This is a genomic window from Streptococcus suis (assembly GCF_002964045.1).
Classification (GTDB): Bacteria; Bacillota; Bacilli; order Lactobacillales; family Streptococcaceae; genus Streptococcus; species Streptococcus suis_U.
Window position 1 is genome coordinate 1 of the sequence record NZ_POPB01000190.1, and the last position, 6,123, is coordinate 6,123.

General features: G+C 40.6%; 7 protein-coding genes. 5 read left to right on the top strand and 2 right to left on the bottom strand.

The annotated features are described in order from the left end of the window. Nucleotides 1-131: 131 nt before the first annotated feature. The gene (locus C1E99_RS01215; protein WP_105108004.1) at nt 132-941 is read right to left on the bottom strand and encodes a PrsW family glutamic-type intramembrane protease; all 810 of its coding nucleotides are present in this window, start codon (nt 939-941) and stop codon (nt 132-134) included. 186 nt (nt 942-1,127) lie between these two features. On the opposite strand from C1E99_RS01215, the gene C1E99_RS01220 reads away from it, so the two are divergent. After that, nucleotides 1,128-2,444 carry an FAD-containing oxidoreductase gene (locus tag C1E99_RS01220; RefSeq protein WP_105206352.1) on the top strand — a complete coding sequence of 439 codons (1,317 nt, stop codon included), beginning with the start codon at nt 1,128-1,130 and terminating at the stop codon, nt 2,442-2,444. A 65-nt stretch (nt 2,445-2,509) separates the two neighbouring features. Here the strand turns inward: C1E99_RS01220 and C1E99_RS01225 are convergent, their stop codons facing one another. After that, complete coding sequence (locus tag C1E99_RS01225) at nt 2,510-3,286, bottom strand: DUF6261 family protein (RefSeq protein ID WP_105206353.1); 777 nt, start codon at nt 3,284-3,286, stop codon at nt 2,510-2,512. A 470-nt stretch (nt 3,287-3,756) separates the two neighbouring features. Here C1E99_RS01225 and C1E99_RS01230 point away from each other — a divergent pair, with 470 nt between their 5' ends. The 4 genes from C1E99_RS01230 to C1E99_RS01245 are packed head-to-tail and all read left to right on the top strand — an operon-like array spanning nt 3,757 to nt 5,823. Next, nucleotides 3,757-4,374 carry a DUF5052 family protein gene (locus tag C1E99_RS01230; protein ID WP_105108009.1) on the top strand — a complete coding sequence of 206 codons (618 nt, stop codon included), beginning with the start codon at nt 3,757-3,759 and terminating at the stop codon, nt 4,372-4,374. After that, on the top strand, nt 4,375-4,884 hold the full coding sequence (locus C1E99_RS01235; protein WP_105109191.1) for a GNAT family N-acetyltransferase: 510 nt from the start codon (nt 4,375-4,377) through the stop codon (nt 4,882-4,884). Next, on the top strand, nt 4,874-5,527 hold the full coding sequence (locus tag C1E99_RS01240; RefSeq protein WP_105109192.1) for a DNA alkylation repair protein: 654 nt from the start codon (nt 4,874-4,876) through the stop codon (nt 5,525-5,527). The genes C1E99_RS01235 and C1E99_RS01240 overlap by 11 nt, the downstream gene beginning before the upstream one ends. An 8-nt stretch (nt 5,528-5,535) precedes the next feature. Then, nucleotides 5,536-5,823 carry a DUF1905 domain-containing protein gene (locus C1E99_RS01245; protein ID WP_105109193.1) on the top strand — a complete coding sequence of 96 codons (288 nt, stop codon included), beginning with the start codon at nt 5,536-5,538 and terminating at the stop codon, nt 5,821-5,823. Nucleotides 5,824-6,123 lie beyond the last annotated feature (300 nt).

Sequence of the window (6,123 nt, forward strand, 5' to 3'; positions counted from 1 at the left end):
TCTAGTTTCTCAGAGACAGATTTTGGACTTCTTTTGGACATAATAAAACTCCCCTCATAGTTTCTAGTGAAAATTTTTGTTTTTTCGCTGTCCACTATAAGGGGAGTATATCATTGGGCGGATTTTTTTGTCTATTCAGATAGTTTCTCAACCGTTTGATAGGCAAGTAAGCCAAGTAGGATACTCAAGATAGGAAACACCGTCTGGAAGATACCAGTGTTGAATGGTGAATTAAAGAGAAAATGGATTCCAAAGCTAGCACCAATCCAAAATACTCCCTGTGCTTTTGACATACCTGTATTTTTCGTGAGAAGGGCTACTAAGCCAATGGCAAAGAGCAAGGTAAATACCCAGTGAGTCCAACCAGCTTGGCCAACACGACCGATAATGGTCTCAAATCCATCTAATTTTCCAATAAACATATCACGGAAGGTGAACATGATATCTTCAACAATTTGGAAACTGAGACCCGCTATCATACCGCTGACCAAGGCATGTTTGAGTGTCATTTTTCTACAAATAAGCAGTACAAGTAGAACAGTTAGCCCTTTACCGATTTCTTCTGCCAATGGACCTGAAACAGCAGCGCCCCAGTCATAACGAAAATCATCACTGACCTTAATGATCTCTAGCAAAAAGTAGCCGATAGCAGTGTGACCATAATCTGAAAATGCCACTCCGGCAGTCAGACCCAAAATCCAACTCAACTGACTGACTTTTTTAGAAATAGCATAGCGTTGTTCCAAGTAGCGGATGAAATAGACCAGAGGAATGATATAAAGGGCAGCAACAGAAATAGTCAGCAAGAATAAGGGATACTTGGCTTCCATGCCATTTGGTGTTGCCAGTTCTTCAAAGATAATTTGACAGCCTTTTACAAAGCCAAAGCTGGCTAACAGAATAGGGAAGTAGGTTTTACAATTTTGAACGATGTTATACATTTTTTTCTCCTTATTATTGTATTAAGCGATTAGTATTTGGATACATTGTATCAAAAATGGTCTTCCCTTGTCTACTATTCTTGTGTTTTCTAGTTAAAAATTACAAAAAACTCTCTCGTAGCAGAATTGTGCCAAAAATTTTCTTTTTTGATAGACTAATGGTGAAAAATAATAAAGGAGTATCTTATGGAACAATATGATTTAGTAGTCATTGGTTTTGGCAAGGCAGGTAAGACCTTGGCAGGTAAGCTTTCTGCAGCTGGGAAAAAGGTTGCCTTGGTTGAGGAAAATCCTGCTATGTTTGGCGGGACTTGTATCAATATTGGCTGTATTCCAACCAAGACTCTCTTGGTAGCAGCAGATAAAAACTGGACTTTTGAGCAGGTCATGGAGCAAAAGGAAACCGTCACCACTCGCCTGCGAAATAAAAACGAGGCAGTCTTGAAAGGCAGCGGTGCTAGTTTGTATCAAGGACACGCGCGGTTTGTGGCGGATAAGGTTGTGGAAGTGTCAGCTGGTGAGGAATCCATCCAACTAACTGCGGAAACTATTGTCATCAATACAGGTGCTAAGTCGCGCGTGCTTCCAATTCCAGGTTTGTTGGACACAGCTCACGTCTATGATAGTACAGGTATTCAGAACTTGAACACTCGTCCTGACAAGTTGGCTATTATCGGCGGTGGTAACATTGGACTGGAATTTGCTGGACTCTACAGCAAACTCGGTAGTCAGGTGACAGTATATGAAGCCAGCTCTGCTATTTTACCAAGAGAAGAAGAAGTGGTCGCTAAACTAGCCAAGGAGTATATGGAAGAAGCTGGCGTGACCTTTGTCTTGGGTGCGAAAATCGAGCAAGTAGCAGCTGCGGGCGAGCAAGTTGCCGTGACGGTTAATGGCGAAACGGCAATCTTCGATGCTGTCCTCTATGCGACAGGTCGTGTGCCAAACACTGCTGATCTGGGCTTGGAACATACAGCGATTAAGGTTTTGGAAAATGGTGCTGTTAAGGTGGATGACTACTGTGAAACCACTGTTCCAGGTGTCTACGCAGTGGGCGATGTCAATGGCGGTCCACAATTCACTTACACATCCCTAGACGACTTCCGTATCGTTTTCGGCAAGTTGACTGGGACTGGAACTTATAGCTTGAGCCAACGTAAGTCTATTCCAACCAGCGTCTTTATCACGCCTGTGCTTTCTCGTGTTGGTCTGACCGAGAAGGAAGCCAAGGCAGCAGGTTACGACTACATTGCCAATGAATTACCTGTTGCTAATATGCCGCGTGCCCATGTCAATAATGACCTCAAAGGTATTTTCAAGGTTATCGTGGATAAGGAAAGTAAGCTAGTTCTAGGGGCGACTCTCTTTGGTCGCAATTCAGAGGAGCTGATTAACTTGATTGCCATGGCGATTGACAATAAGATTCCTTATACCTACTTCAAAACGCAGATTTTCACCCATCCGACTATGGCTGAGAATTTGAATGATGTCTTTAATTTTTAATCATTTTTTAGGATGATTTTGTTGAAACATAATATCCCCCTAATCATTTGACTAGGGGGAATTTTCTATCTTGTCTCCAATTCTTTTCCTTGCGGTAAGGATGTTACAATGTTTATGGTAGCGGTATTTGTTCCTGTTTGATTTTTCTGTCGTGTTCTTTCTGAAAAATCTTGACGAATGTCATTTAAGACTTGCAGGATAATTTTCTCTGGTGCCGTTGGGTCATAGCTTATTTTATTGACCAAGTGACTATAAAGGAGGGTGTACAGATTGAAGGCTGTTTTTCTGACCTCCAAGCTGTTTATCTTTTCGCGAGTGCTGGTGTCCTGACTTCTTTTCAGATAGAGACGATAAGTACTTTCATGGCTTTCACGGAGATTGGCAACAGCTTCATCTAACATAAGTAGGCTAATATCTTCTGAGTAGGGTGGCTTCGCCAGTCGGGCTAGCAAAGAATCAATCAAAGCTGATGATTCTTGCATATTTGTAGACCTTGTATTTTTGTATAGTTTAATGAGTTCTTGTAGTCGGTGATAGGCTTGTAATTTCTCGGGTGTCCGAGTATTTTTAAAGAGTTTGAGTCCGCTGACAAAGGCAGAGTAGTCAGCCTTTCGATTCTTTAGAGCCTTGTTTAAGTCACTAGTCATGTCTGAGCCACGTTTTTGTTTAAGACTTTTTTTCAGTAAGGGTAAGGATTCTTCAAGCTGTTTGATTAAGTCCGTTACCATGGGGTCGCTGGTGGCTGAACTATATTGTTTCAAGGTATCAACACTACTGGTGATGAGTTGTGTAAATTCTGCTTGATTCAGATGTTGTGCATATAATGGAATTCGGATTTTCATTTGTGTACCTCACTATCTTTTTTTCCGGTCATCTATATATTCGTAAATAAGTAGAAAAAAATAGAATTATTTAAAAAATTTTTTAAAACTTGTCAAAACAGTACATTTACCTATAATAAAATTTTGTTTTTAAGAAATCGCATTGAAATGCAATGATTTAAATGTTTAAAAGTAGCAATTCAGTTTGTTTTGCTTATTTAAAAATTGTTTTTGCAATGAAATGATTGGTTTGGCTTGTTTTCAAATTGAAATGACATGATTTCAATTTGTTGTGAATGATAATGTTTTGCACTTTTTTGGTTTAGCTATTTGCTGGTAAGATAAGGAAAGATAATTTGGAAGACTTACTTTGAAATGAACTAATCAGAATTATTAAGCGAAAAAGAGTAAGCTGTGCTTGAAAAGGTTTCTCAGATATTACATTACTGATTTTCATGGTACAATAAGGTATCAACCATTGGAGGTTTTATATGAAATGGAATAAAAAAATAGCACTTAGTGCTGTACTCGTAGCAAGCTTGTTTACTTTGTCAGCCTGTCAGTCGATTTCAAATTGGTGGAAAAATACCAAGGAAGAATGGATTGGCTTGGAAATGACAGTTCGGACATTTGATGAGAATTCTCAGCTAATAGACGAAATGTCTGGTAAGTCCTTATCGATTTCGCGGAATGAAGAATTCGACTCAGTAGATGCCGAAGGCTTTTCTAATGCGGATTCGTCTGTTTTGAAGGTGACACTAGGTAATTATGAAATTGACCACGTAGGCTCATCTTTGATTGCAGCAGAAGAAGGTTTGGAAGACTTGTATGCGAAGTATCAGACCACAGTAGATATTGCAAATTACGATCGTGCAATTCCGCTTGTTAACCGTATGGTATCTAGTCTCAAAAATGATTTTACAGGTAAGGCAAAGGTGGTTTTGATTCGTTCGCAAAATGGAACACCATTAGCGACCTATGTTGGTGATAAGGTATCCCTTTATGCATCTGATGCACCAAAAACTTCCGAGCTTTTGATTGACGGTAAACGGTTAATTATCTATCGTTGTGACTATACCATTTATGATAGAGAATTATTGGAGAACTAAATGATAGAAATCCGTTCAGCACGGCTAGAGGATGCTGCAGAGCTGGTGGCAATTTATGCTCCTTATGTAGAAAAGACAGCCATTACCTTTGAGACTCAAGTACCGACTGTGGGTGAATTTGCCAGTCGGATTGAAAAGACCGTGGGGAAGTTTCCCTATCTGGTCGCAGTAGAAGAAGGGAAACTTCTTGGTTATGCCTACGCTTCAACCTATTATGCCCGAGCTGCCTATGACTGGACGGTGGAATTATCTGTCTATATCCAGCAAGAAGCTCGAGGAAAAGGAATCGGCTCCATGCTCTATGATGCCTTGGAAGAGGAATTGACGGCGCGTGGTTTTAAGAACTTCTTGGCCTGCATTGCCCTGCCAAATCCTGCTTCCATTTCCCTCCATGAGAAGAGGGGCTACGAACAGGTAGCACATTTTAAAAAGGTGGGGTATAAATTTGGGTCCTGGCATGATATTGTCTGGCTCCAAAAATCCTTGGTAGGTGAGAATGATGAATATTGAAGAACTAGAAAAACGCTTGTTGGCGGTGGCAGATGCCAGTCAAGCCCAGCCTATGAAGGCCTACATGAAAAATAACTTTGACTTTCTAGGTGTTCGGACACCTAACCGCCGCAAAGTTGCCAAGCAATTCTTCAAAGATTTTAAGGCTCAGGGGATTGACTGGAATTTTATAGAGGCTTGCTGGGACAAACCCTACCGTGAGTTTCAGTATGTTGCCATTGATTATCTGGTTACCAAGAAAAAAGACTTGGTTTTAGCTGATTTACAAAGATTGAAACAGTTAGCTCAGACCAAGTCTTGGTGGGATAGTATTGATGGATTAGATAAACTAGTCGGTAAGATTGTGTTGGACAATCCAGAGGCCAAGGAGACAATCTTGGAATGGAGTGTGGATGATGATTTCTGGCTGAGACGAATTGCCATTGACCACCAACTCTTGCAGAAAGAAAAGACAGATACAGAGTTATTGGAGAAAATCCTGGTCAACAATCTCAATCAGACAGAATTTTTCATCAACAAGGCGATTGGCTGGAGCTTACGGGATTATTCTAAGACCAATCCTGACTGGGTGCGGGCTTTCCTTGACAAATACCATTCCCAAATGGCAGGTTTATCCATTCGTGAGGCAAGTAAGTACATCTAGGAGGAGCCATGTCTAAAGTCTATGAATTTGAAGCCCTTATCCATCCCGTACCGGACAAGGGTGGAGCTTATGTCATCTTTCCCTATGATATACGAGAAGAGTTTGGTAAAGGGAGAGTAAAAGTGCATGCCAGATTTGATGGTCATCCCTATGATGGCTCTATTGTCAATATGGGTGTAAAGGATGAAGCAGGCAATATCTGTTACATTATTGGCGTTCAAAAGGCTATTCGAGCAGCTATTGGAAAACAGCCTGGTGATAGAGTACAAGTAACCATTCAAGAACGAATGGAGTAATCAGGCTTGCAAATCCTTGAGATTATGGTAGAATAGATTCATGCGATGAGCCGAGTAGTGACTATGTCACATTCGACGCTAGGGAGGTCTCCATTTAATTGAAACGCAGGAGCGGACCTTGGTTAGATGCTGTGAACCTTCTAACCTCATCGGAAACGATGCCCTTGCCCACCTTTTAGGTGGGCTTTTTTCTACCGTTTGTCAAGCTTATCAAGGTATTTGACGAAAAATATTTTGAGTTCAATAGTCAAAATAAGGAAATTGTTTTATTTTGGACTAAATTTTAGTGTAAAAAGTGCA

What these genes read in the sequence shown, in the direction of transcription:
- C1E99_RS01220 (WP_105206352.1), top strand. Translation starts at nt 1,128, where the DNA reads ATGGAACAATATGATTTAGTAGTCATTGGTTTTGGCAAGGCAGGTAAG.
- C1E99_RS01225 (WP_105206353.1), bottom strand. Translation starts at nt 3,286, where the DNA reads ATGAAAATCCGAATTCCATTATATGCACAACATCTGAATCAAGCAGAA.
- C1E99_RS01245 (WP_105109193.1), top strand. Translation starts at nt 5,536, where the DNA reads ATGTCTAAAGTCTATGAATTTGAAGCCCTTATCCATCCCGTACCGGAC.
- C1E99_RS01235 (WP_105109191.1), top strand. Translation starts at nt 4,375, where the DNA reads ATGATAGAAATCCGTTCAGCACGGCTAGAGGATGCTGCAGAGCTGGTG.
- C1E99_RS01230 (WP_105108009.1), top strand. Translation starts at nt 3,757, where the DNA reads ATGAAATGGAATAAAAAAATAGCACTTAGTGCTGTACTCGTAGCAAGC.
- C1E99_RS01215 (WP_105108004.1), bottom strand. Translation starts at nt 941, where the DNA reads ATGTATAACATCGTTCAAAATTGTAAAACCTACTTCCCTATTCTGTTA.
- C1E99_RS01240 (WP_105109192.1), top strand. Translation starts at nt 4,874, where the DNA reads ATGAATATTGAAGAACTAGAAAAACGCTTGTTGGCGGTGGCAGATGCC.